Origin of the sequence: Sorangium sp. So ce1153, from assembly GCF_051521595.1 — a bacterium.
GTDB lineage: Bacteria > Myxococcota_A > Polyangia > Polyangiales > Polyangiaceae > Sorangium.
This window is the reverse complement of sequence record NZ_CP150361.1, coordinates 11,636,335-11,658,476: the sequence shown is the minus strand read 5'-3', so window position 1 is coordinate 11,658,476 and position 22,142 is coordinate 11,636,335. Positions and strand designations below refer to the sequence as shown.

The 22,142-nt window shown below is 70.6% G+C and carries 16 protein-coding genes; 5 read left to right on the top strand and 11 right to left on the bottom strand.

Features of this window, described 5'->3' with window-relative positions; all coding sequences use genetic code 11:
• Window positions 1-19 precede the first annotated feature (19 nt).
• Together WME85_RS42410 and WME85_RS42405 are read left to right on the top strand one after the other, a co-directional pair.
• Window positions 20-1,573 (top strand): hypothetical protein, encoded by a 1,554-nt coding sequence (locus WME85_RS42410; protein WP_437829824.1) that lies wholly within the window; start codon window positions 20-22, stop codon window positions 1,571-1,573.
• 97 nt (window positions 1,574-1,670) lie between these two features.
• Window positions 1,671-2,051 (top strand): hypothetical protein, encoded by a 381-nt coding sequence (locus WME85_RS42405; protein ID WP_020738812.1) that lies wholly within the window; start codon window positions 1,671-1,673, stop codon window positions 2,049-2,051.
• Between the two features lie 45 nt (window positions 2,052-2,096).
• Here WME85_RS42405 and WME85_RS42400 read toward each other — a convergent pair whose 3' ends face one another.
• From WME85_RS42400 to WME85_RS42375, 6 genes are all read right to left on the bottom strand, one after another.
• Window positions 2,097-3,038 carry a poly(ethylene terephthalate) hydrolase family protein gene (locus WME85_RS42400; protein WP_437829822.1) on the bottom strand — a complete coding sequence of 314 codons (942 nt, stop codon included), beginning with the start codon at window positions 3,036-3,038 and terminating at the stop codon, window positions 2,097-2,099.
• Between the two features lie 1,157 nt (window positions 3,039-4,195).
• A complete protein-coding gene (locus WME85_RS42395) occupies window positions 4,196-5,383 on the bottom strand; it encodes an IS110 family transposase (protein ID WP_437829820.1) in 1,188 nt (395 codons plus the stop codon).
• A 69-nt stretch (window positions 5,384-5,452) separates the two neighbouring features.
• A complete protein-coding gene (locus WME85_RS42390; protein ID WP_437829817.1) occupies window positions 5,453-5,875 on the bottom strand; it encodes a DUF1810 domain-containing protein in 423 nt (140 codons plus the stop codon).
• 244 nt (window positions 5,876-6,119) lie between these two features.
• Complete coding sequence (locus tag WME85_RS42385; protein WP_437829815.1) at window positions 6,120-7,826, bottom strand: FG-GAP repeat protein; 1,707 nt, start codon at window positions 7,824-7,826, stop codon at window positions 6,120-6,122.
• 206 nt (window positions 7,827-8,032) lie between these two features.
• Window positions 8,033-8,917 (bottom strand): MBL fold metallo-hydrolase, encoded by an 885-nt coding sequence (locus WME85_RS42380; RefSeq protein ID WP_437829812.1) that lies wholly within the window; start codon window positions 8,915-8,917, stop codon window positions 8,033-8,035.
• Window positions 8,914-10,098 (bottom strand): thiolase family protein, encoded by a 1,185-nt coding sequence (locus WME85_RS42375; protein ID WP_437304743.1) that lies wholly within the window; start codon window positions 10,096-10,098, stop codon window positions 8,914-8,916. Before WME85_RS42375 ends, WME85_RS42380 begins: the two co-directional genes overlap by 4 nt.
• A 391-nt stretch (window positions 10,099-10,489) precedes the next feature.
• Between WME85_RS42375 and WME85_RS42370 the strand changes: the two genes are divergently transcribed.
• The 3 genes from WME85_RS42370 (at window position 10,490) to WME85_RS42360 (ending at window position 14,615) form a co-directional block, all read left to right on the top strand.
• Window positions 10,490-11,398 (top strand): DUF2515 family protein, encoded by a 909-nt coding sequence (locus tag WME85_RS42370; RefSeq protein WP_437829809.1) that lies wholly within the window; start codon window positions 10,490-10,492, stop codon window positions 11,396-11,398.
• A gap of 189 nt (window positions 11,399-11,587) precedes the next feature.
• A complete protein-coding gene (locus WME85_RS42365; RefSeq protein WP_437829807.1) occupies window positions 11,588-12,205 on the top strand; it encodes a peroxiredoxin in 618 nt (205 codons plus the stop codon).
• A 301-nt stretch (window positions 12,206-12,506) separates the two neighbouring features.
• Entirely contained in the window at window positions 12,507-14,615 is a 2,109-nt protein-coding gene (locus tag WME85_RS42360; RefSeq protein ID WP_437829804.1) for a glycosyl hydrolase, read from the top strand.
• Between the two features lie 87 nt (window positions 14,616-14,702).
• Here WME85_RS42360 and WME85_RS42355 read toward each other — a convergent pair whose 3' ends face one another.
• From WME85_RS42355 to WME85_RS42335, 5 genes are all read right to left on the bottom strand, one after another.
• A complete protein-coding gene (locus WME85_RS42355) occupies window positions 14,703-16,448 on the bottom strand; it encodes a class II glutamine amidotransferase (RefSeq protein WP_437829802.1) in 1,746 nt (581 codons plus the stop codon).
• Between the two features lie 21 nt (window positions 16,449-16,469).
• Window positions 16,470-17,516, bottom strand: coding sequence for an alpha-E domain-containing protein (locus tag WME85_RS42350; RefSeq protein WP_437829801.1), 1,047 nt, complete (start codon window positions 17,514-17,516; stop codon window positions 16,470-16,472).
• Window positions 17,513-19,096, bottom strand: a complete 1,584-nt coding sequence (locus tag WME85_RS42345) for a circularly permuted type 2 ATP-grasp protein (RefSeq protein WP_437829798.1) — start codon at window positions 19,094-19,096, stop codon at window positions 17,513-17,515. The genes WME85_RS42350 and WME85_RS42345 overlap by 4 nt, the downstream gene beginning before the upstream one ends.
• A gap of 106 nt (window positions 19,097-19,202) precedes the next feature.
• A complete protein-coding gene (locus WME85_RS42340; protein WP_437304736.1) occupies window positions 19,203-19,670 on the bottom strand; it encodes a response regulator in 468 nt (155 codons plus the stop codon).
• 389 nt (window positions 19,671-20,059) lie between these two features.
• Window positions 20,060-21,907, bottom strand: a complete 1,848-nt coding sequence (locus WME85_RS42335) for a chloride channel protein (RefSeq protein ID WP_437829796.1) — start codon at window positions 21,905-21,907, stop codon at window positions 20,060-20,062.
• Between the last annotated feature and the right edge of the window lie 235 nt (window positions 21,908-22,142).

The following is a 22,142-nucleotide window of genomic DNA, read 5'->3' as shown; positions in this document are numbered from 1 at the left end:
CTGCCAGCGAGGGATGCCGATGCGCCTGAATACCGCGATTCTCTTGGTCTTTCTTCTGCCGCTCGCCGCGGCCGGTTGTGGCACGGCGCCGGGGGTGAACGACCCTGACGGTGCGCCGCCGTGCGGCGGTCCATTGACGTGCGCAGGTGATCCGATCCCCGACTCGGTCTGCCTGGAGCATCTCGCGGCGGGGCGGGCGATGGACGGCTGCGGCGTGTTCGTCAACGATCCGGTTCTCGGCGGTGACGACGCGAACCCCGGCACGAAAGACAGGCCGGTTACTTCCCTGCCGCGCGCCATCGAGCTGGCGCGCACCGGGCGCGGTCGGGTGTTCCTCACCCGCAATGCTTTCGTGGAGTCCATTACGCTGCCCTCCGGGGTGGATATCTATGGAGGCTTCGACTTCTTGGAATGGGAACGGCTGCGGGAGGTTGAAGAGCCGGTGTACGGCATGGCCAAGCTCACTGCCCCGGTTGGGCACATCCCGCTGACCGTCGAGCCGGCGCGGGCTGGCGACACGGGGGCTGCGGATGGCATCTCGATCATCGATCACGTGTTCGTCCGCAGCCCAAGGCATATCGGAATGATCGTTCGTTCGGGCACCGAGGTAGAGATCATCGGAAGCTGGATCGGAGCCGAGCAGGGATTGAGGGGCCGCCATGGGGAGAAATGGCCGGGACGGGCAGCGTCGGGGCCGGACGGGCAGTATGGGGGAGACGCGTGCTCCGCAGCGACGGTCCCGGGTGGGGCTCCGGCGGTGAACTCTTGCGAGGGAGGGGTCCCGAGCGTCGGTGGCAAAGGAGGCGACGGGCTCGCGGACGGCGCTGGAGATGGGGAAGACGGCGAGCCCGTACCTCAGCCGAACCCCAACCACGATGGGGAAGGAGGACGCGGGAACCGGGCAGACGGTGGTTGTAGCAGCGGCGTCGCCGGGAAAAGCGGTATGTGGGGTGCCGCCGGCGCACCGGGCAAGGGCCGCGGGCGGATCGATGAGACCGGATGGCACCCCGACAGGGCCGGCGACGGCGCGCGGGGGATGCCGGGCCAAGGCGGCGGCGGGGGCGGCGGGCGTCGCGGTGGGCTCGCGGCGTGCGGCGTGGCCACCAAGGGCGGCGCCGGTGGCGGCTCCGGAGGCGCGGGCGGCTGCGGGGGGCGGGGCGGCCGAGGGGGCGAGAACGGGCAGCCGAGCATCGCGATGGTGGCGCTCCACGCGAAGGTGACGGTGCGCGATAGCATCATCACCGCCCGCGACGGGGGCAAAGGCGGCGACGGCGGGGAGCCGGAGGAAGGCGGCCCTGGCGGGCGTGGCGCACCAGGAGGCGCCTTCGGGGACGGCATGTGGTCCTGCCAGGGTGGCAGCGGCGGCCTCGGAGGCGACGGCGGCTACGGCGGTCCCGGGCGCGGCGGCGACTCCATCGCCATCGCCTACCTCGACGAGGACCAGCTCACGCTGGAGGGGGTCACCTTCGAGATCGGGCTGCCGGGCCCAGGCGGAACGAGCTGGGATTGGTCTGGCGAGGAGATCACGGGGGAGGACGGCATCGCTGTCGAGACGCTGCGCTTCCCTGAGTAGGGTCGACGGGGAGGCTCTGTGAACCGGTACCGATAGCGCGTTAGCGGCGACGCGCCCGGGCCCACGCGACAGCGCACGTGAGCCTGATGTCAGCAAGGTGGACGGTCGCGCCGAGCTCCAGGAATCTCACGCCAGGCCGCGGCGCCGAGCCCATGGCTTTCAAGCGGCGCACGTCGACGAGAGCCTGCTGAGCGCGTTCCCGCGCAGCGTCATTCCAGAGGAGCGGCGGCGGCGAGTCTACTGGAACGGCGTGCTCGCGCGCGCGGAGGTGAGCTCCAGCTACAAGCCGGCGCGCAAGCTATGGCGTCGCGAGCGACAAGGCCACTACATGCCCAGCACGGTCGGCGTGCGAGTCGCCGGCGAAGCGGGCAAGCCGGACACCTACGTGCCGCTCGATCGCCTGCTAGGTTGCGACATCCTCGAAGAACAGGGCGCGCCAGACGCAGCCAGCCGGGCTCATGTCACGAGCCCGTCCTGAAACGTGATGCTGCCGAGCACGAACGTCTGCTCGGTGTACCGCCTGTCACTCGTTCCAGTTCTTCCACTCGTTCCAATTCTTGGACTGAGTCTGCCACACGCCCGTGTTGTTGTAGTCGCCACCGTCTTTGAGGAACGCGTCCTTGCGGGAGTTCTCCCCGCCGAGGTGCCAACGCATCCAAGCAACGTTCGCTCCGGCGCCGTCCCAAGGCCCCGAGCCGTGACCACCGCCCTTCATCTTGCCGAGCCAGACTGGCCCCTTGTTGCCGGCGTTGTTGAAGTCACCCTCGGCGTTGGGCGCCTCTTGACCCGTTTCACCGTAGATGATGCCGACAGGGATCTCGAGATTGACGAGGGCGTTGTGCTCGAAGGAGCCGCTGTTGTCGAGCAACGCGGTGGAGACGCGCTTATCGGTTTGAGCAGCCGCTTCCGACGACAGCCCGCCCATCGAGTGCCCGAACACACCAACGCGGTCGAGGATCAAGCGGCCGTACATGGGGCTGTTCTGATCGGCGTCCTGAGCCTCCAGCCAATCGATCGCCGCCGACATGAGCACGGCGTCGCCCGTCGACTCTCGAATACCGACGAGGACGAAGCCGTGCGAGGCCATGCGCGTCAGCAGCTGTAGGTAGTCGCGAGGAGGGGTACCTCCGCCCGGACCCCAAATGGCCACCGGGTGCTTCTTGTTGGGCTCGGTGGTGAGCGTCGTCGGCCTGACGAGAATGTGGCCACCGCCGCTGAACGAGAGGTCCTGAACCGTCGTCTCGAGCGGTCCGTTAGCGTTCACATTGTCACCCGCCAGCACCACTTCGGGCCGATTGACCTGGCCGCCGCTACCGCCCGCGCCCGAGTCGCTGCCTCCGGAGCTCGTGCCGGTGCCTGCGGACCCCGCAGTGGTACCACCCGAGCTGTTGCCAGCGGCCTCGCCCGTGCCGCCCGCTCCGGCGGGGTCAGCGCCGCCGCCAGAGCTGGTATCGGTTCCGCCCAAGCCCGCGGCACCCGAGCTCGAACCGCTCGCCCCTGGGCTGTAGCCGTCGCCGGGAGCGGACTCGCTCGAGCAAGCAAGAACTAGAATGAGAACAGAAGGAGCTAGTTGCCTCATGGGATACCTCGGAGCTCCGAGCGCCCTTTCTTGACGACGGCCCTCAGGCCAACCTGCTACCGGAGCGGAAAAATCCGAACGACTCGCTGCTGTGCGGCGGCTGCGATGTGAGCGCACACATGACCCGATTTCGCTACGAAGTCCACCTATTCCGCTGCCGCGCGATTGTTCAAGCCGCGCTAAACTCGAGGACTTCGGCCGGACGGCTCTAGCGCCCGACGGCGGGAGTATCGTCACCTCGTGAGCCTGACCGAGCCGACCGACTTTCCCATGCCGGAGGTTGACGCCAATGGGGTCGACCAGTAGTGTACAGCTATACGGTAGGATGCCTTCCGCTTGGTGCCAGTAGTGTACAGCTATACGGTAGGATGCCTTCCGCTTGGTGCGACGTCGCGGTAATCGCAGGCGGTTCACGAGTGGAAGGCCTGTCTGATCGCATAAGGCCCGTTCTGTCGACAAACTCGTACAGTCGGACTGCACGAGCCAGCAACGGCTCCGAGAATCTTGCTTTGCGGAACGCGTTTGCTTGTCCTTCTATGGAACGTAGTGTCAAGCCAGATCCCTCCCGATCGCCGACCGTCCTCTTCAACGGAGGCGTCCGCTCCCAGTCGGCACGTGCGGCGTGGCTTGTCCGGGTTCGGCTGGCTTTTGCGACGGGGCTTGCCCGCGTTCAGCTGGCAAGCGCGGCGAGCCTTGAGCGCTTCCCGGTCGGTCACGCGTCCGCGATTGGCGTTGGAACCGCTGGCCAATACGGAGGATGACGGTAGCTCCCTTTCCGGGGTGTTTTCGCTGGCATCCTCGACGAGATCGAAGCCCTGTTGTTCTCGCGCACGGAGCGGGAACCATCCTTCTATCTGGGCCTCTTCTGACCATGGCTTCTTTCGGTACTCCGAGGGGGCATAGCCTATCCGAGGGACCTCAGGTCGACTGCGCCTGGGCCAGGACAAGCATGGATACTCACCCTCGAACCTTGCTCGTCTCCAGCTGCTGCCGGCGATTACACCGCTGCTGGGGATTGATAAATCCACACGTGAGACGAGCCTTTAGCCTTGCTTGCGATGCTTCGTCAGGTCGTACTTCTCCTTGCTCTTCCACATCGAAAGAGCGATCGCGGCGATCTTGCGGGCGATCGTCAGCTTCGCCAGGTTCGGCTTCGTGCCCGCATCGATCAGCCGCTGGTAGTCCTGTTGCAACGGCTCGTTCGGCAGCTGCGTGATCACCGTCGTCGCCGCGCCCTTGAAGACGTTCTTCAGCGTGCGGTTGTGATTCAGGTTCAAGCCGCGCGTCTTCTGTACCTCGGCCCGCCTCCAGCCGCCTTCTTTGTTCTGGATCCAGTCCGACGTCGAGCGCATCACGATCCCGAGGCCGCAATACGACCAGAACTGCCGCTTGGTCCGGAACCGCGCCGGCGACACGACGATGGGCATCATCTGCGCCACCCGGATCGGCCCCAGCTCAGGGCACGACTCGAGCACCCGGCTCATCGGGTGTCGGTGCGCTTCGGCGACGAGGCCCTTCTCCGCTCGCCACCGCACCGCTTCCACCGCATCGTACTGCGCGTAGAGCATCGTCGCCGCCGCACGGCTCGCGTTGGGCAGCTTCTCCAAAAACTCCCCGCGGCCCTGCTCCGAGTACACGCTCTTGCCCGCCACGGCCACGCCGCGCGACCGAAGCAACGCTTTGATCCGGTTCTGCACCCGCACCACGTCCTGCACGATCATCGCGTGGGTGCGGCCCAGTTCGCCCAGCGTCTTGTACTCGCCCACCTCCTTGAACACGCGCGTCTTGATCGCTCCCGTGCGCAGTTGCTCGGCCAGCCGGAACGCGTCGCGCTCGTCGCTCTTCTGGCCTCGGCTCTCCGAGACCATCGCCACCACGATCTCCTCCGCGTGCGGCGAGAGGATCTCGTAGAGCCACCTGCTTTGCGTCCCTTCCTCGAACACCACGTGCCTCTTGCCGGTGATCGTCTTGAGTTGCTCCACGAGCGCTTGGCCGTTCGTCTCGACCACGTGCGACCCCTGCCGCTTGCCGCTCTCCCCAATGACCGCAAACGTCCTGCTTGCCTCGGCGCCGGAGATGTCCTCACGGAACATCTCGACGAGGGCGTTGTGCTCGAACGTCGGCATGACGCTCGGCCACGAGCAGACTTCGTGCCGCCGCGAAACTACGGGAAAATACGAGGAGAGGACCCAGCTCAGAGGTGGCGGCGCCATGGCGGAGCGGAGGGCCACATCGCCTGCTCCATGGCACGCCGGCGCAACGTCGCAATCCGCTGCTGCGCAAACCCTGACGACAGGGCGCTACTCGAGCAGCGCGAGCGTTTGCGGATCGGGCTCGGCGTCGCAGTACTTCTCGAGCGCCGCGAGGAAGGCCCCCTCGTCGGGAGCCGCGCGGGCGAACAGGGTCATCGACGAGCAAAACTTCAAATCATCGGGGCTACCGAAGATGTCATACAGCGAACGCCCCTCGATCTGGTTCACGAGGCGAGTGCACTCGATCAACCTCGGACCGAGCGTGGGGTGCTGCAGATAGGCTTCGGCTTCGGCCTTCGATGCGATGCCATACCTTTGAGCCATGGCGCTGTAGCCCAGGCCCTGCAGCTGCGGGAAAATGAACCACATCCAGTGGCTGGTCTTCTCTCCTCGGCGCAGCTCGGCGCGGACGCGGTCATAGACCGAAGCCTGCGCGTCCACGAATCGTTGCAGGTCGTACGGATCCGACATGGGCGCTCCTCGATGGCCAGATTAGCATTCGATCATCGCCCGCCGCGCCGGCAAAGCCGCCGTCGACCCAGATCGAGCCCGAGGCGATCCTCGCCGACAGCGGCCTGCTGCGCGCCATGCTCGCGCGGGGTCCATGAGGGCGGCTGCCGACCCTTGAACAGCCTCGATACAAGGCGCGCGTGGGCGACCGCGATTGCCGCGATGTCGCCCTCCCTCGGATGGATCAGGGATGGTCCCCGGCCTTTCAGCCCCTGGATCGCCGGGCGGATATGGCTGCGAGCGCGAAGAGGACGAAGCCGATCGCCGGAGCGCGCGGCGCCGGCTGACCCGGGCTGCCCATCTGACATCCCTCACCGCCGTCGCCCTCGCCATCGCCGCCGCCAGCGCCCGCCGCGCTGTCTCCGCCGCTGCCGGTAGCGCCGCCGCCAGCGCCCGTCGCGCTGTCGCCGCCGCTGCCGGTAGCGCTGCCGCCAGCACCCGCCGCGCCGCCGCTGCCCGCGCCGACGCCGCCGCCGCCCGCGCCCGTCGCGCCGCCGCTGCCCGCCGCGCCGCCGCCGCTGCCGCCCGCGCCCGCCGCACCGCCCGCGCCCGTCGCGCCGCCGCCCGCGCCCGCCGCGCCGCCGCTGCCCGCCGCGCCGCCCGCGCCGCCCGCGCCCGTCGCGCCGCTGCCGGCAGGGACGCACTCGCCCGACAGGCACGAGCCGCTCAGGCAATCCTCATCTGCGGCGCAACTCCCGCCATCGAGGGACGGCAGCGCATAGACATACGCCGCGCCGGCGCGGCTGGGCGCCTCGCCCAGGTAGGGGGCCCCGACGATCGCGCTCCCTCCAGCATAACCGGTGCTCCAGCCGAAGAAATCGAACGGATGACCATCCGACGGGGCCAGCGTGCGCGCCTCCATCCACGTCGCTCCTCCGCCGTAGAACACCGAGGCGACGCCCTTCTGCTCGTTCGCGCCGACGAACCCCGCCAGCACCGCGTTGCGCAGGAGCTGCACCCCGGTCGCCGTGGCCCCGGTCAGCGCGGGCGTGAGCTTCGCTTGTTGCGTCCACTCGCCATCGTGGCGCGCATAGAGGTACACGGCGCTCTTGGCCCCGATCGCCGCCGTGTCGCCCTCGACGGCGACCGACGTGCCGAAGGCCAGGTTCACGCTGCTGTCGGGCGGCACGAGCTTCGCCTGCTGCGTCCACGCGCCGCCCTCGCGCACGAACACGTACGCCGATCCAGCGTTGTAGCGCCCATCGGGGTCGTCCTGGGGTGCTCCCACGATCGCGGTGTCGCCCGAGAGCGCGACCGACCAGCCGAGCCCGCGAGGGCTGTCGTCCGGCACGAGCTCCACCCGCGGCGACCACACGCCAGCCATCCTCGTGAACGCGAAAGCCCGGCCCACGGCGACATCGCCGTCCTCGCACACATCGCTGGCCACGACCGTGTCGCCGTCCACGTCCACGGCCATTGTCGACAGGCCACCGACGATGACCTCCGGGATCCCCAGAAGGGCCTGCTCGGACCAGCCCTCGCCTGCCCGGCCGAACACATAGATGCGCTCCTCGATCGCGCTCGCCTCGTAGTCGGCGCCGGCCATGACCACGGCGGTGTCGCCGTCGATCGCCACCTGCCGGCCGAACCGCATGCCGTCCTCGCCGTCGCCTGGCTCGAGGGTCGTCGAGAACGTCGCGGCCCCTCCGGCCACGGTGTAGACGTGCGCCGCACCTCGGCTCAGGCCACCCTCGCCCGGCGCCCCGATCAGCACCGTGCTCCCGCTCCCGGCGACAGCGAAGCCGAAGAGTCGCAGCGTTGCCGGCGCCGGCTCGGCGAGCCGCTGGTCCTCCATGAACGTGAGGGCCGCGCGCGTCGTCGCGGTCGGGCCCTCATCGGGCCTCACGGCGCAGGCCGCAGCCGCGAGCGCAGGCGATAGCAATGCGAGCCAGACGAGTCGACGGTCGTTCATCGGTCACCTCGAGCCGGAGAGTAGCCGAGGCGTCCGCCTCTCGAGAATCGCTCAGCGCGCGATCATGGTGCCATTCGAGCGACGCCGCTCGGGCGCACGGAGGCGCATCGAGGTCGTACTTGCGGGGACGATCGAGGTCGTACGCGCAGGGACGACGCCGGAGCAGGGCAGCTCGCGAAGCGTGGAGCCGGCGCGCCGGTCAGGCGTCACCCACCGCCGCCCGCCGCGCGCCGCCACCGGTCGTCGCTGCGCTGCGCTCGCCCCTCGCGCTCCAGCTTGATCAGGTGCGCCTCGAGGCTCAGCCGCGCGAGCGGCCAGAGCAGGGGCGCCGTGTCCGCGTAGGCGACCGGCAGCAGCCCCTCGAGCGTCGCGCCGCCCGCGCCGCCCTCGCTGGCCGCCTCGAGCGCCGCGACCACCCGCTGCTCGCGCCCGAGCCGGTGCGCGATGTAGCGCCGGAACAGCTCCTCGGGCGCGTCGATCGGCCCGCCGTGCGCGGGCAGCGCGACCCGGGCGCCGAGCGCCGCGAGCCGCTCGAGCTGCGCCAGGTACACCGCCATGTCGCCCTCCCGGGGGTCGATCAGGATGGTCCCCACGCCCGCCACCATGTCCCCGCAAACCAGGACGCCCTGCGCCTCGTCGAGGAAGCAGAGGTGGTCCGGCGCGTGCCCCGGCGTGTGGAGCACCCGGATCGCCATCGGCTCCGGCCCGCCGAGCCGCACGACGTCCCCGTCGGCCAGCCGGCGCGCGATCGGCACGTCCCCCAGCCGCGGGGCCGCCTCGGCGTGGGCCCAGACCGGCACGCCGAGCTCGGACGCGAAGAAGCGCGCGCCGCCCACGTGGTCGGCGTGGTGGTGGGTCACCGCGATCGCCACGACCTTCCGCCCCTGTGCGGCGAGGCCGCGCGCCCACGCGAGCCACTCCCGGCGCTCGTCCTCGTACGGCGTGGCAGGCTCGACGAGCAGCACCTCGCTGCCGCCGAGCGCGTAGCTGTTCGTGTGCGTCGCCGGCGGCAGCGTCGGCGTGCGCGCGGCGAAGGCGTCGACGTGGCGCACGTCGCGCACGCCGCGCACGACAGCCTGCGGCCGGATCACCGCTCGACGACGACGGCCAGCGCCTCGCCGCCGCCGATGCAGAGCGTCGCCAGGCCGCGCTTCGCGTTCTGGTCCTTCATGGTGAAGAGCAGCGTCGTCAGGATGCGGGCGCCGCTCGCGCCGATCGGGTGGCCGAGCGCGACCGCGCCGCCGCGGACGTTGACCCGCTGGGCGTCGAGCCCGGCGAGCTTGTTCACGGCCAGCGCCACCACCGCGAACGCCTCGTTCACCTCGAACAGGTCGATCTGGTCCGTGGTCAGGCCGACCTTCTTCGTCGTGTTCGCGATCGCGGCGGCCGGCGCCGTCGTGAACCACTCGGGCGCCTGCGCGGCGCCGCCATAGCCGACGATCCGCGCGAGCGGCGTCAGCTTGTGCTCCTTGACCGCCCGCTCGCTCGCCAGGACCAGCGCGCTCGCGCCGTCGTTGATCGACGAGGCGTTGGCCGCCGTGATGGTCCCGTCCTTCTGGAAGGCGGGCTTCAGCGACGCGAACTTCTCGGGCTTGCCGGCCGGCGGGCCCTCGTCGTCCTTCACGACCAGGGCGTCGCCCTTCTTCTGCGGGACCGAGACCGGCGCGATCTCCGCGGCGAAGTGCCCCTCGCGCTGCGCCGCGAGCGCCCGGCGGAAGCTCTCCTTCGCATACTCGTCCTGCGCCTCGCGCGAGAAGCCGTGCTCCCTGGCGCACGCGTCGCCCGCGGTGCCCATGTGGAAGTTGCCGTACGGGTCCCAGAGGCCGTCGTGGATCATGCCGTCCACGAGCTTGCCGTCGCCCATGCGGTAGCCGGAGCGCGCCTGCGGCAGGTAGTAGGGCACGTTCGACATCGACTCCATGCCGCCGGCGACCACGATGTCCGCGTCGCCGAGCGCCACCGTCTTCGCGCCGAAGATGACGGCCTGGAGGCCCGAGCCGCAGACCTTGCTCACCGTGGTGGCCGGGACCTTGGTCGGGATGCCAGCATAGATGGCGGCCTGCCGGGCGGGAGCTTGCCCGATGCCAGCGGACAGGACATTGCCCAGGAACACCTCCTCGACCGCATCCGGAGAGAGCTTTGCGCGCTCGAGGGCCGCCCGGATGGCGACCTCGCCCAGGCGGGGAGCGGGCAAGGGCGAGAGTGCACCCTGGAACGCGCCGATCGGCGTCCGGGCCGCTGCGACGATGTACACGGGGACGGGTAGGGTCATGATCTCCTCCAGCGGCGGTGGTGCTGTCTCATTCGATGACGCCGTCCAGTGCGTCTCACGAACAGGGCTTTGGTACCGCGGTTGACCGGTGGCGGCAAGCCAGCCCGGGACGCTCTTCCGCGCGCTGCCTCACACGGGCCCACAGGGGGCGCCGCGAGAACCGGAAAGACGTGAACTCTCGTGGCCGGGCTCGTGCCCTGGCCGGCTCGCGCCGTCGGCGGGCGCGTGTCGTTGGCGGACGCGCGCCATGGGCCGGCGAGCGAGAGGCTGGGCGCGTGTCGCTGGCGGACGCGTGCGTGGCCAGGCGCGTGCGTGGCCAGGCGCGTGCGTGGCCGGGCGCGTGCGTGTGGCCGGGCGCGTGCGTGGCCGGGCGCGTGCAACCACGCCCGCCATGGTTGAGATGGTGTGCTCGGAAGCGTCGGGCCGCGCCGACTTGGCGCGCCTCGCGGCGCTGCTCGCCGAGCTCGACGAGCGGAACCTCGACAATGTGACCCGTACGGAGAGCTACCTCGAGCTCTACGCGCTCACCCGCGCCCATCCGCCGGATCTGCCCTGGCTGCTCATGGCGCACCTCGTGTCGCGCAATGCGGGCTCCCTCATGACCGAGGTCGCGGTGATCCTCGACCGCGGCGACGGCGCGATCGCCCCGTTCGCGCTGCGAGAGCTCTTTCTCTTTCTGGAGCGCGCCAATCACCTCATCTTCTACGACGCCTGGTATCATGTGCTCCACCACCTGCTCGGGCGGAGCGCCGAGCTCCGGCCCGGCAGGTGCTCGCGGTTCGTCCGCGAGGCCTGGGCCCGGCACGAGCAGGCGCGGCGCGCCGGCCAGCCGCACCCCGCGCTCGAGCGCGCGCTCGTGAGAGACCTCGTGACCAACGAGCAGAACCTCATCGAGCGCCGCGTCGTGCACCACCGCCGGTTCCCGATCGCGCGGGCGCTCGTCGCGCTCGCCGAGGCGCTCGGGCAGGAGGCGCCGGTCGTGCTGCCGTGCACGCACGCGTCGATCCAGGTCGGCGGCTTCGCGATCCTCGAGCGGCGCATCGCCGCCGGCATGAGCATCTTCGACGCCATGGCCGACCGCGCGACGCGCGACGCGATGTACGCGTGGGCCCGGCGGCACCCGCACGACGGCTCGCGGTCGCTTTTCGACGGGGCGCACGGCGCGCACGGCGCGCACGGCGCGCACGGCGCGCGCGGCCCGGCGCGGCCGAGGCTCCGGGACGCCTGGCCCGCCCACGCCGTTCGGGCGCTCTGGGACGGGATTCATGCTCCCCCCGAGCCGGACCCGGGCTGGCCCTGAGCGCTGGGACCCCGGCCGGGCGCCGGGGATCGATCGACTCGCCGGCTCCGCGGAGCGGGCGCGTCGACCAGCCCGGCGCGCCGGACGCCGGCCTGTGGTACGCCGGCGACGGCGCGTGTATCGTGCTCGCCCCGAGGGGCCGAGGGGGGCAGTCCCCCATGCCCCGATCCGACAAGGAGCGAGCAAGCGATGTTGAATGCAGGCGACCGGGCCCCGGATTTCTCCCTCGAAAGCGACAGCGGCAAGGCGGTGAGCCTCGCCGATTTCCCGGGCAAGACGGTCGTCCTCTACTTCTATCCAAAGGACGACACGCCCGGCTGCACGCGGGAGAACCAGGCCTTCTCCGCCGCCCTCCAGGCGTTCGGCGACGCCGGCGCCGTCGTGCTCGGCGTCTCCCGCGACTCCGTCGAGCGCCACCGGAAGTTCAGGGACAAATACGATCTCGGGGTGACGCTCCTCAGCGACCCGGAGCTCGCCGCGCACAACGCTTACGGCGCCTACGGCGAGAAGACGATGTACGGCAAGAAGGTGACGGGCGCGATCCGGAGCACCTTCATCATCGGCCCGGACCGCAAGGTGAAGCACGCCTTCAGCGGCGTGAAGGTCGACGGCCACGCGGACGCGGTGCTCGCGCTCGTGCGCGGGGGCGGCGGCGCGCTCACGCCGCCCGCGCCGCCTGCGCCGACCAAGGGCGCAGCCGCGAAGAGCGCAGCTTCCAGGAGCCCAGCCGCGAAGAGCGCGGCCAGGGCGCCAGCGAAGAAAGCCGCCGTGAAGGCGCCGGCAAAGCCGGTTACCAGATCCAGATAAGGGATCGCCTGGACTGCCGGACAACGTCATGGCGGACTCGCGGCGTGCGAGGCGACGATCGCCTGTCGGATGCCGTCGCGAGGGCCTCGCGCGCGGCGCGGCATGGCCTGGAGCGCGCTCTCCGGGCTGGACGGATCACGCGCTTCATGAAAGAATCTTGGACCTTTGCTTGCAGATCGTTGAAATTGCCACGACACCAGGGCTCATCCCTCGACTCGCCTCACGTCAGGTGGAGCGATGAGCGCTGGAGCGAGGGAGCTGGATCATGATTGTAAGGCATCCGATGGTACGGACTTTTGCTTTGCTGAGTTGCCTCTGCGCGATCGCCGCCTGCGGCGACGACCCTCCGCCGGCGCCGCCGAGCAGCGGCACCGGCGGCGGCGGGGGCAGCGGCGGGGGCGACGGCGGGAGCGGCGGCGAGGTGGTCGAGGTGTGGGAGCTCGATCGCGGCAAGCCGATTTCGGTCGTCGAGCCGGAGTTCGCGCCGGCGCCGCACCCGCTCGAGCCGGGCGCTGCCCTGGACGAGCTGGAGACCCCGCTCCCCACGAACACCACCTGGATGAACTTCGCGCTCGGCGAGGGCGATCAGCGCATCAACGCCGCCCCGTACGACCTCAAGGCGCTCGGACAAGGGCTGTCGATCTCCCGGCCGGAGGTCGTGGTGGCGAGCGCGTCCGTCACGACGCCTGATCTGACGCAGCTCGGGCTCAGCGCGCGCCAGGCCTTCACCGGCCACGTGATCCGGTCGTTCGATCCCCTCTCGGTCACCGTGGAGTGGGCGGCGCAGGGCGGCACCATGACGGCGCCCATCGTGTACGGCATGCCGTACGTGACGACCATGTACGACGGGCTCACCCCCTCCGTGCGCGCCGGCGACGGCGTGGCGATCACCTCGGTCAACGGCGAGTCCACGAGCCCCACCGAGGTCGCGGGCGATCGGTTCGAGATCGAGCTCAACAACGGTCAGACGTGGGTCCTCTACGCGTCTCCCGCCATCAGCTTCGAGTGGGACGCCCTCCTGATGAACTCCGAGGAGCCGTATACGGGCTCGCTCCGCCTCGCGCTCGTGCCCGGGCCGAACGCCGCGGCCGTGCTCGACGAGCACGCCGCCGTCATCCCGGTCGGCGGCGACATCAAGGCGACTGTCACCGAGGACACCGCCTCGGTGCGCTTCGAGTGGGAGACCAAGGGCGAGGGAGAGCTGCTCACCATGGCCCTGCCGCACCACGCGGAGCACCTCGAGAAGGCCGAGACGGTGGACCTCGCGTACCCGACCGTGATCGGCCAGATGAAGGGCGTCTCCGGGTCGAGCTGGGAGCTCGTGTACGACCTCAGCACGATCACCTGGGACGCGCCGCGCCGCGTCTCGGACCAGTGGGGCGACGCCGTCGTGGCGGCCCTCGAGGAGGAGCGCGGGTTCACGCCCGCCGAGGACGTCGTCGGCACAGACCCGTATTTCGGGGGCAAGCAGCTCGCGAAGCTCGCGCGCCTCGCGCAGATCGCCGAGGCGGTCGGCAAGGCGGACCTCGCCGAGGAGCTCAGGGCGCGGCTCAAGTCGCTCATCAACCCGTGGCTCAACGGAGAGAACGCGAACCCCCTCGTCTATGACACCACCTGGGGCGGCGTCGTGACGACGAACGGCCTGGCGGACAAGGACGCGGACTTCGGCCAGGGCTATTACAACGATCACCACTTCCATTACGGCTACTTCCTCTACGCGGCGGCCGTGCTGGCGAAGGGCGACGAGACCTGGCGCGACAGCTACGCCGACAAGGTGCTCTGGCTCGTCCGGGACATCGCGAACCCGAGCGCGAAGGACCCGCATTTCACGCCGTTCCGCAACGTGGACTGGTTCCGGGGCCACTCCTGGGCGTCGGGGCTGACGCCGTTCGCTGACGGCCGTAACCAGGAGTCGACGTCCGAGGCCGTCAACGCGTGGTACAGCCTGCAGCTGCTCGGCGACGCGCTCGACGACGAGGACGTGAAGAACATCGGCCGGGTGCTCCTCGCGGTGGAGACGGCCTCCGCGCAGACGTACTGGCAGATCCCCGCGGACAGCACCATCTACCCGGAGCCGTTCAAGGACAACCACGCTGTCGGCGTCCTCTGGTCTACCAAGGCCGACTTCTCGACGTGGTTTGGCGCGAACCCCGAGTACGTCTACGGGATCCAGCTGCTCCCGATCACGCCCATCTCGGAGTCGCTCATCTCCAGGAAGTGGATCGAGGACGCGTGGCCCACGATCTCGGAGACCACGCAGGACGCCGCCGACCCCTGGCGCGCGTTCCTGATCGCGGCGCAGGCGACCGTCGACAAGGAGGCGGCCTGGGAGGCGGCGCAGGAGCTGACCGAGCTCGACGACGGCCTCAGCCGGACGGCGCTCCTCTACTGGATCGCCACGAGGCCCTGAGCCGCAGCTGACGCAAGCTGGCTCGCCACGCGGCCCTGAGCCGCGCCGAGGACCTGAGCGCCGGGCGGCCCCGAGCCGCCCGCCCGCTCAGTCGATCGGCTCGACCCGCACGTCGACCTCGAGGCGCTCCGCCCCGCCCCCCACGAAGATGGTGCCCGAGGTCGGCGTCGCGTCGATGTAGTTCCGCCCGACCGCCACGCGGATGTGATCGGTCTGCGTCAGGACGCCGTTCGTCGGGTCGAAGCCCTTCCACCCGATCTCCGGCAGGTACACCTGGACCCAGGCGTGCGACGCCTCGCTCTGCCGCTGGTTCTCGTGCTTCGGCCCCGTGTAGATGTACCCGCACACGTAGCGCGACGGCACGCCGAGCAGCCGCGTCAGGCAGATGAACAGGTTCGCGAAGTCCTGGCACACGCCGCGGCGGTTCGCGTACACGTCGAACGCCGTCGTCGACAGGTTGGTCGACCCCTGCTTGTACTCGTACTCCTCGAAGATCGACGCGTTCAGATCGAGCAGCGTGTCGAGCAGGTCGTAGTCGTTCCGCTCGACGAAGGTCATCGCGTACTCGCTGAGCTCCGCGAGCTCGCTCTCCGCCAGCTCCGGCGGCAGGAGGAACGGCTGCAGGATCTGCCGCTGCCACGGCATCCACACGAGCGGGATCGTCGACCGGGCGCGCAGCGGGCGGAAGCTCAGCGGGTCGGTGTCGAGCAGCTCCACCTTCGACCGGGACTCGATGATCAGCTCCTTGAACGGCGTGTCGAGCAGCACCCGCCGCGCGCGGTTGCCGAAGACGTCGTCGTACTCGCGCTGCTGCCCCTCGACCGACACGTCGACCTCGTTGTGCAGCAATATCTGCAGCCGGTCGTGCGCCGGCGTCAGCCGCAGGAGGTGCGTGCTGCGCTCCACCGCGGTCGCGTAGTGGTACGCCGTGCGGTGCACCACCTGGAAGCGGCGGATCGCCGCGTGCGTGGGGCGGCGCACCGGGCGCGACGAGAGCGGCGGCGTGGAGGGCGACGGCCTGCGCCGATCGATCTGCGGGGACGCCGTGGCCCGGAGCGCGCCCTGCCGCAGCACCACGAGGTGGCCCGGCGGGACGCGCGCCCACGCCGCCGGCTGCGCGCCGGCGTGGACCTTGAGCTCCTCCGACGAGACGATGACGCCCTTGCGGCTCTTGACGCCCCGGCGGGTGAGGTCGACCTCGAGGTCGTCGTCCCCGAACGCCAGGCGCTCGTACGGCGGCAGCACCTCCCACAGGAACGCGTCCCCCTCGCGATCGCGATCCGCGTAGACGACGAGATCGCGGCCGTCGGCCAGGACCGACGTGAGCGGGCCGTGCTCGTTCATCTCGTCGAACCAGTCGCGCAGCACCGCCGGGTCGATGTCGCCGATGCTCCGGAGTCCCTCCGACGCCATCCAGCGCAGGAGCTCGCACAGGATGAGCTCCGTGTCCGTCGAGCCGACCGGCTGGAAGAGCGATTTCGGGTCGACCTCGATCCGGTCGACGAGGCTGCCGCTGTGCGCGAACAGCCAGTCGCGCCCGCCCCAGCTCCGGCTGAAAGGCTGCGTGTTCGCGTCGTTGATGCTCCCCCACGTCGCCGTGCGGATGTGCAGCACGAGCAGCGACGACTCGAGGTGCTCCCACGCCTTCACGAGCTCGCTGCGGATGCTCCCCTGCGGCGGCGCCGGCTCCTTGAGCACCGTGGCGCTCGGCTCGCCGCCCGGGTAGTAGCCGATGCCCCAGCCGTCGGGCAGCTTGCCTCCGGGGCGCAGGCAGGTGAGGTCGAAGCACGGGGCGAGCTCGCCCTCGAACGACATCGCGAGGAGGTTCGGCATGGAGGATTCTGGCGGGTCTGGCTACTGGCTCGTCGCAGGGGGATTGCTGTCGGGCGGCCCGTAACCGAGCAGCTCGCGGCCAATACCGTCGCAGATCGTGGCTGTCTCGTCGACCACGTGGGTGAGCGCCGCGTGCACGTCGACCGGATCGAACGGCTCGGTGGCCCTGTCGGTCACCCACTGGTGCAAGAGGTGCAGCCGCTCCAGGCCCTCGCCCCCGGGCAGCGTCGCGCTCTCCGGCGGGCGGATCTCGCAGAGCCGCGCGAACGCCGCGTGCACGCAGTGCCGGATCGAGCGCGGGAAGCGCGGCTCGAAGAGGAGGAACTGTGCGACCGCCTGCGCGTTCACCTGACCCTGGTTCAGCTTCATGAACGGCTCGAAGCCGGAGCAGGCGCGGAGGAGCGAGAGCCAGAGCGCCGTCTCCACGACCCGGTGCCGCCTGCGCACGCCGCCCTGCGCCTGCGCCTGCGCCTGGCCGTTCCGGTCCGACAGCGGCTGCTCCAGGTTGGTGAGGGCGTGGTGGTGGACGTCGAGCGTGCGCGCGGTCTGCCCGACGCGCTCGAGCAGCACGCCGAGCCAGATGAAATCGAGCGGCGTGTCGTGGAGCATCGTGCTCTGGGTGACCCCGAGGCAGAGCTGCGTGAGCTGCCGGACGCGCCGGTAGAAGGCGTAGCGGCTCGACCTGAACTCCTCCAGCGCCTGCTCGCCGTTCATCCAGAGGTGGAGCTCGTTGACCGTCTCCCACGCCTCGAGGCTCACCACCTCGCGGATCGACCGCGCGTTGAAGCGCGCCGCGGAGCTCGAGCTGCGGAGGCTCGTCGGGTTCTCGTCGTCGAAGCTCATGTAGCGCTGCACGAGCTCGCCGTCGGCCGCGGCGTCCTCGCCGTGCACGGCGCCGAAGTGCGCCTTCTGCCCGGCCACGATGACGACCGGCAGCCAGCACTGGTGCGCCGGGAGCTCGGCGTCGAGCGCGAGGTTCTGCGTGACGGCGAGGATGCGCGCCGTGCTCTCGGTCCGCTCGAGGTAGCGGCCGAACCAGAAGCAGTGATCGGCGACGCGGGAGATCAAAGGGCCTCCGGGGGCTCGGACGGCGGCGGCGCGCTGGAAAGGTGGTTGTTCGCGGCGCCGGGGGGCGGGGCCCCGGCGCCGATCGACGGGATCCTCTGCCCGCCGTCCGACGGGCCCTTCAGGACCCATGTGTCCTTCGAGCCCCCGCCCTGGCTGGAGTTGACGACGTAGGAGCCGGCCACGAGCGCGACGCGCGTGAGGCCGCCGGGCAGCGCCCACGAGCCGTCGCGGCCCGTCAGCACGTACGGGCGGAGGTCGAGCCGGCGCGGGACGGCGGCCTTCACGGCCGGGTCCCACGTGGGGCTCGTCGAGAGCTCGACCCGGTGCTGCGCGATGTAGCGGCGCGGCGTCGCCTCGATGCGCGCGCGGAACTCGTCGCGCTGCGCGGCGGTCGACTGCGGGCCCATCAGCATGCCGTAGCCGCCGGCCTCGTCGACCGCCTTGACGACCAGCTCCTCGAGGTGCTCGAGCACGTAGCGGCGGTCGTCCTCGCGCATGCAGAGGTAGGTGGGCACCTGCTCGAGGATCGGCTCCTCGCCGAGGTAGTAGCGGATCATCTCCGGCACGAACGGGTACACGGCCTTGTCGTCGGCCACGCCGTTGCCGGGCGCGTTCGCGAGGGCGACGTTGCCGGCGGCGTAGGCGCGCATCAGGCCGCGCACGCCGAGCAGGCTGTCCGGGCGGAAGGCCTCCGGGTCGAGGAACGCCTCGTCGATGCGGCGGTAGATCACGTGGACCCGGCGCGGGCCGCGCGTGGTCCGGACGAAGACCTGGTCCTGATCGACGAAGAGGTCGGGGGCCTGCACGAGCTCGAGCCCCATCGTGCGCGCGAGGAAGCTGTGCTCGAAATACGCCGAGTTGTACGGCCCCGGCGTGAGCACGACGGCGCTCGTGCCGCCCGGGGCCACGGGCGACACCGAGCGCAGCGTCTCGGCGAGCCGGGCCGGGTAGTGGTCGACCCGCTGGACCTGCGCCTTGTCGAGCAGGTGCGGCAGCACGCGCTTGCTGATCAGCCGGTTCTCCAGGACGTAGGAGACGCCGGAGGGCGTGCGGAGGTTGTCCTCGAGGACGCGGAAGGTCCCGGTCGGGTCGCGGATGATGTCGACGCCCGCGATGTGGATGCGCACGCCGCCCGGGGGCCGCAGGCCGTGGACCTGCTTCAGGTACTGCCCGGAGCCGAGGACGAGGTCCCGGGGGACGCGCTCCTCCTGGAGGATGCGCTGCTCTCCGTAGATGTCGTCGAGGAACAGGCCGAGCGCGCGGACGCGCTGCTCGAGGCCCCGCTCCATGTGGGCCCAGTCCGCCGCCGAGAGCATCCTGGGGATGAGGCAGAGCGGGAAGATCTTCTCCGCGCCGCGCCGGTCGGCGTAGACCGAGAAGGTGACGCCCTGGTTGAGCAGGGCGAGCTCCGCGAGCTGCTGCGCGCGCGCGAACTCGTTCGGCGCGAACGCGCCGAGGAGCGTGGCAGTGCGCAGGAACTCGGGTCGAGGGGCGCCGCCGGGACCAAACAGCTCGTCGTAGGCGCCGGGGAGGGGAGTGTAGCCGGCGAAGAGGCCGGCACCCGGGGTCTCTAACAACACTTGAGTGAAGCTACCGCCTCGGGCCCCTCGAGGTCCATGGGCCAGTTGCGGTTTCCGCCGCGATGGAGGCAGTCGGCGACGGGGCGGTCTGCTCGAACGACCGCGCCTACTCGGCGTCGAGCGTTTGCCGCTCTCGGCAGCGGGTCAGCTCGTCGACCGCGGCGAGGAACGCGTCGTAGTCGATCGGCTTCGGGAGCACTCGAGCGACACCGAGGCTCGTCGCGTCATGTTTTGAAGACGCGGATGAAACAATGACTGGTATACGCGCCGTCTTCTCGTTGTGCCGGAGGGCCGTGAGCAGACCCCAGCCGTCCATCACCGGCATCATGATGTCGACGACGAGCAGATCCGGCGGCGCGATCTGGTCGAGGAGCGCGAGCGCCTCCTCGCCGTTCGAGGCGCAGCGCACCTCGTAGCCGCCCTCGCTCTCCAGGATCATGCTCACGACCTCCTGGATGCTTGGCTCGTCGTCGACGACCACCACCAGCTTGGCGCGGCTGTTCGGCGCGCTCGAGCGTGTTCGTACCTCTGCGTTGCGCCGCACCGTCCGACCTCCGAGCGTATCGACCAGCATGAAGTACCTCTCCCCCCGCGCGCTCTCCGGACCGAATTCCAGGGATGAACCAGAGTATCCCCCACGCTCTGCGTTCCGTCGCTGCGTGGAATCCAAGATTGGTAGCTCAGGAGACTCCCGAAACGGGCGACGGCGGCGCACGCCGCAATGCGCCGGTCCTCGCGACCGGGCGCGACGCGCGACCGGGACATCCGTCCGCGTACTGGCCGCGCGCTGTCCGCGGGCTGTCCGCGGGCTGGCCGCGCGCTGTCCGCGCGCACTCGTGAAGCACGGGCGGTCTCGACGCGAGCGCGCGCTGAAAAGTTGCGTTTTCTGGCGAGGTGCGCCGCGCGAGGCGCGCGGGTCAGCGCCCGGGCGCGGGCGCGCGCGGCCGCCGGTGCCCGCCGCTCCTACTGCGCCGCACCCTCGAACCGCGCCGTGGCCTCGTGGTAAGCGCGGGTGACCTCGGACTCGTCGAGGATGCCGACGATCTTGCCGTCGACGTCGGTGACCAGGAGCTCGCGCACGCCGTGCTCCAGCAGCACCTGGAGCGCGCCGTGCAGGTCCTCCGTCTCGCTGACCGAGGCGGGGCTCTCCATCATGTCGTGCGCGATCGCGAGCCCCGAGAGCTCCGGGCTCATCGCGGTGGCGCGCAGGATCTCGGCGTCGATGGTGCCGATGACCTTGCCCTCCTCGGAGAGCACCGGGAACGTGTCCTGCCACTCGCAGGCCGCGATGCGCTCGACGACGTTCGAGGCGGGCGTCCGCGCCTCGAACGAGACGAACGGGCGGCTGCGGATGATGATGTCGGCGACGCGGATGCTGCGGAGCACGTCGACGATGAGCTCGTCGCGGTGCGCCGGCGACTCGCGCTTCGTCGCGACCTGCGCGCGGTACAGGACGCTGTGCCTGAGCGCCACGAAGGCGATGCCCTCGCACAGCATGAGCGGCACGAGCAGGTCGTAGCTGCCGGCGAGCTCGCAGACCATGACGAGCGAGGCGATCGGCACGTGCGCGATGCCGCCGTAGAACGTGCCCATCCCGACGAGCGCGAACGCGCCCGGGTCGATGCGCGGATCGTTGAACAGGAGCTCCGCCGCGCGCCCGAAGGCGCCGCCCGTGAGGGCGCCGAGCACGAGCGAGGGGCCGAAGTCCCCCGCGCTGCCGCCCGAGCCCACGGTGAGCGACGTGGCGACGATCTTCGTGACGAGCAGCACGAGCAGGAGCTGCACGGCGGTCCACCCGTGCGGCAACCACGAGGCGCCCGTGATCGCGACCTGCGCGGCCCCGTAGCCCGCGCCCAGCAGCCCGAACCCCTGCCCCGGCCGGTCGAAGCGCGGCCCGAGGAGCATGATCAGCGGCGTCACCAGCGCGCCGAGCGCGAGGCCGCCGAGGGCGGGCTTCGCCCAGATCGGCAGCTGGATCCGGTGCATCGTGTGCTCCACCGTGTGCATCGTCCGGAGGAACACCGTGGCCACGAGCGAGACGACGAGCGCGAGCGCGGCGTAGAGCGGGAGGTGGCCCGGGATGAACGGGTAGCGTGGCGCGTGCGCGAAGAGGGTCGACTCGCCGAAGAAGTAGATGAAGACCGAGTACGAGACGACGCTCGCGAGGATGGACGGCACGAGCGCGTCGGCCTCGAAGTCGTCGCGGTGCAGCACCTCGACGGCGAGGAGCGCGGCCCCGAGCGGCGTCCGGAACACGGCCGACATGCCCGCGGCCGCGCCCGCGATGAGCAGGATCCGCCGCTCGCGCGCGCCCACCCGCAGGGCGCGCCCGATGATCGAGCCGATCGCGCCGCCGATCTGCATGGTCGGCCCCTCGCGCCCGCCGGACCCGCCGCAGCCGAGCGTGAAGATCGAGGCGAACGCTTTCACCAGCGGGACGCGCCTGCGCATGGTGCCGCCCTTGTGGTGGAACGCGTTGATGAACGCGTCGCCGCCGCCGCCACGGGTCTCGGGCGCGAGCTTCGCGGTGAGCAGCCCGCCGACCAGCGCGCCGAGCGCGGGCAGGACGCACAGGAGCCACGGCCGGAACAACCCGGCGTGCACGCCCGCGAAGACGGCCTCGCCCTTCGCGCGGAGCGGCTTGTAGCCGGTGAGCGAGACGAGGAGCTCGTGCTCGGCGAGCTCGAGCGCGGCGAAGAACAGCGAGCCGACGATGCCGGCTGTCGCGCCGACGAGCCCCGCGTGGAGCAGCACCCGACCGACGAGCTGGAACGCGATGAGCCCTTGCGGGCGAGGAAGCGGGGTGCGCACCACCCCCAACCGGCTGGGGCGAGAAGGGAAGTCCTCGGGGGACGACATCATGACCTCGGGGACCAGACCCCCCCGCCGAACGATGGGCCTGGCGGGGCGGGTAGCTTCCCTGATCTCTCCGCGGGTTGCTGCCTGAAATCGAGGCCAGGCGCGACTTCTCCGGTCGGGTCGTCGCCGGGTCGGCTTCCGCCCGGGGCTCCTCCGCTCCATGAGCGTGGGAGGAGGCCCGAGGCGG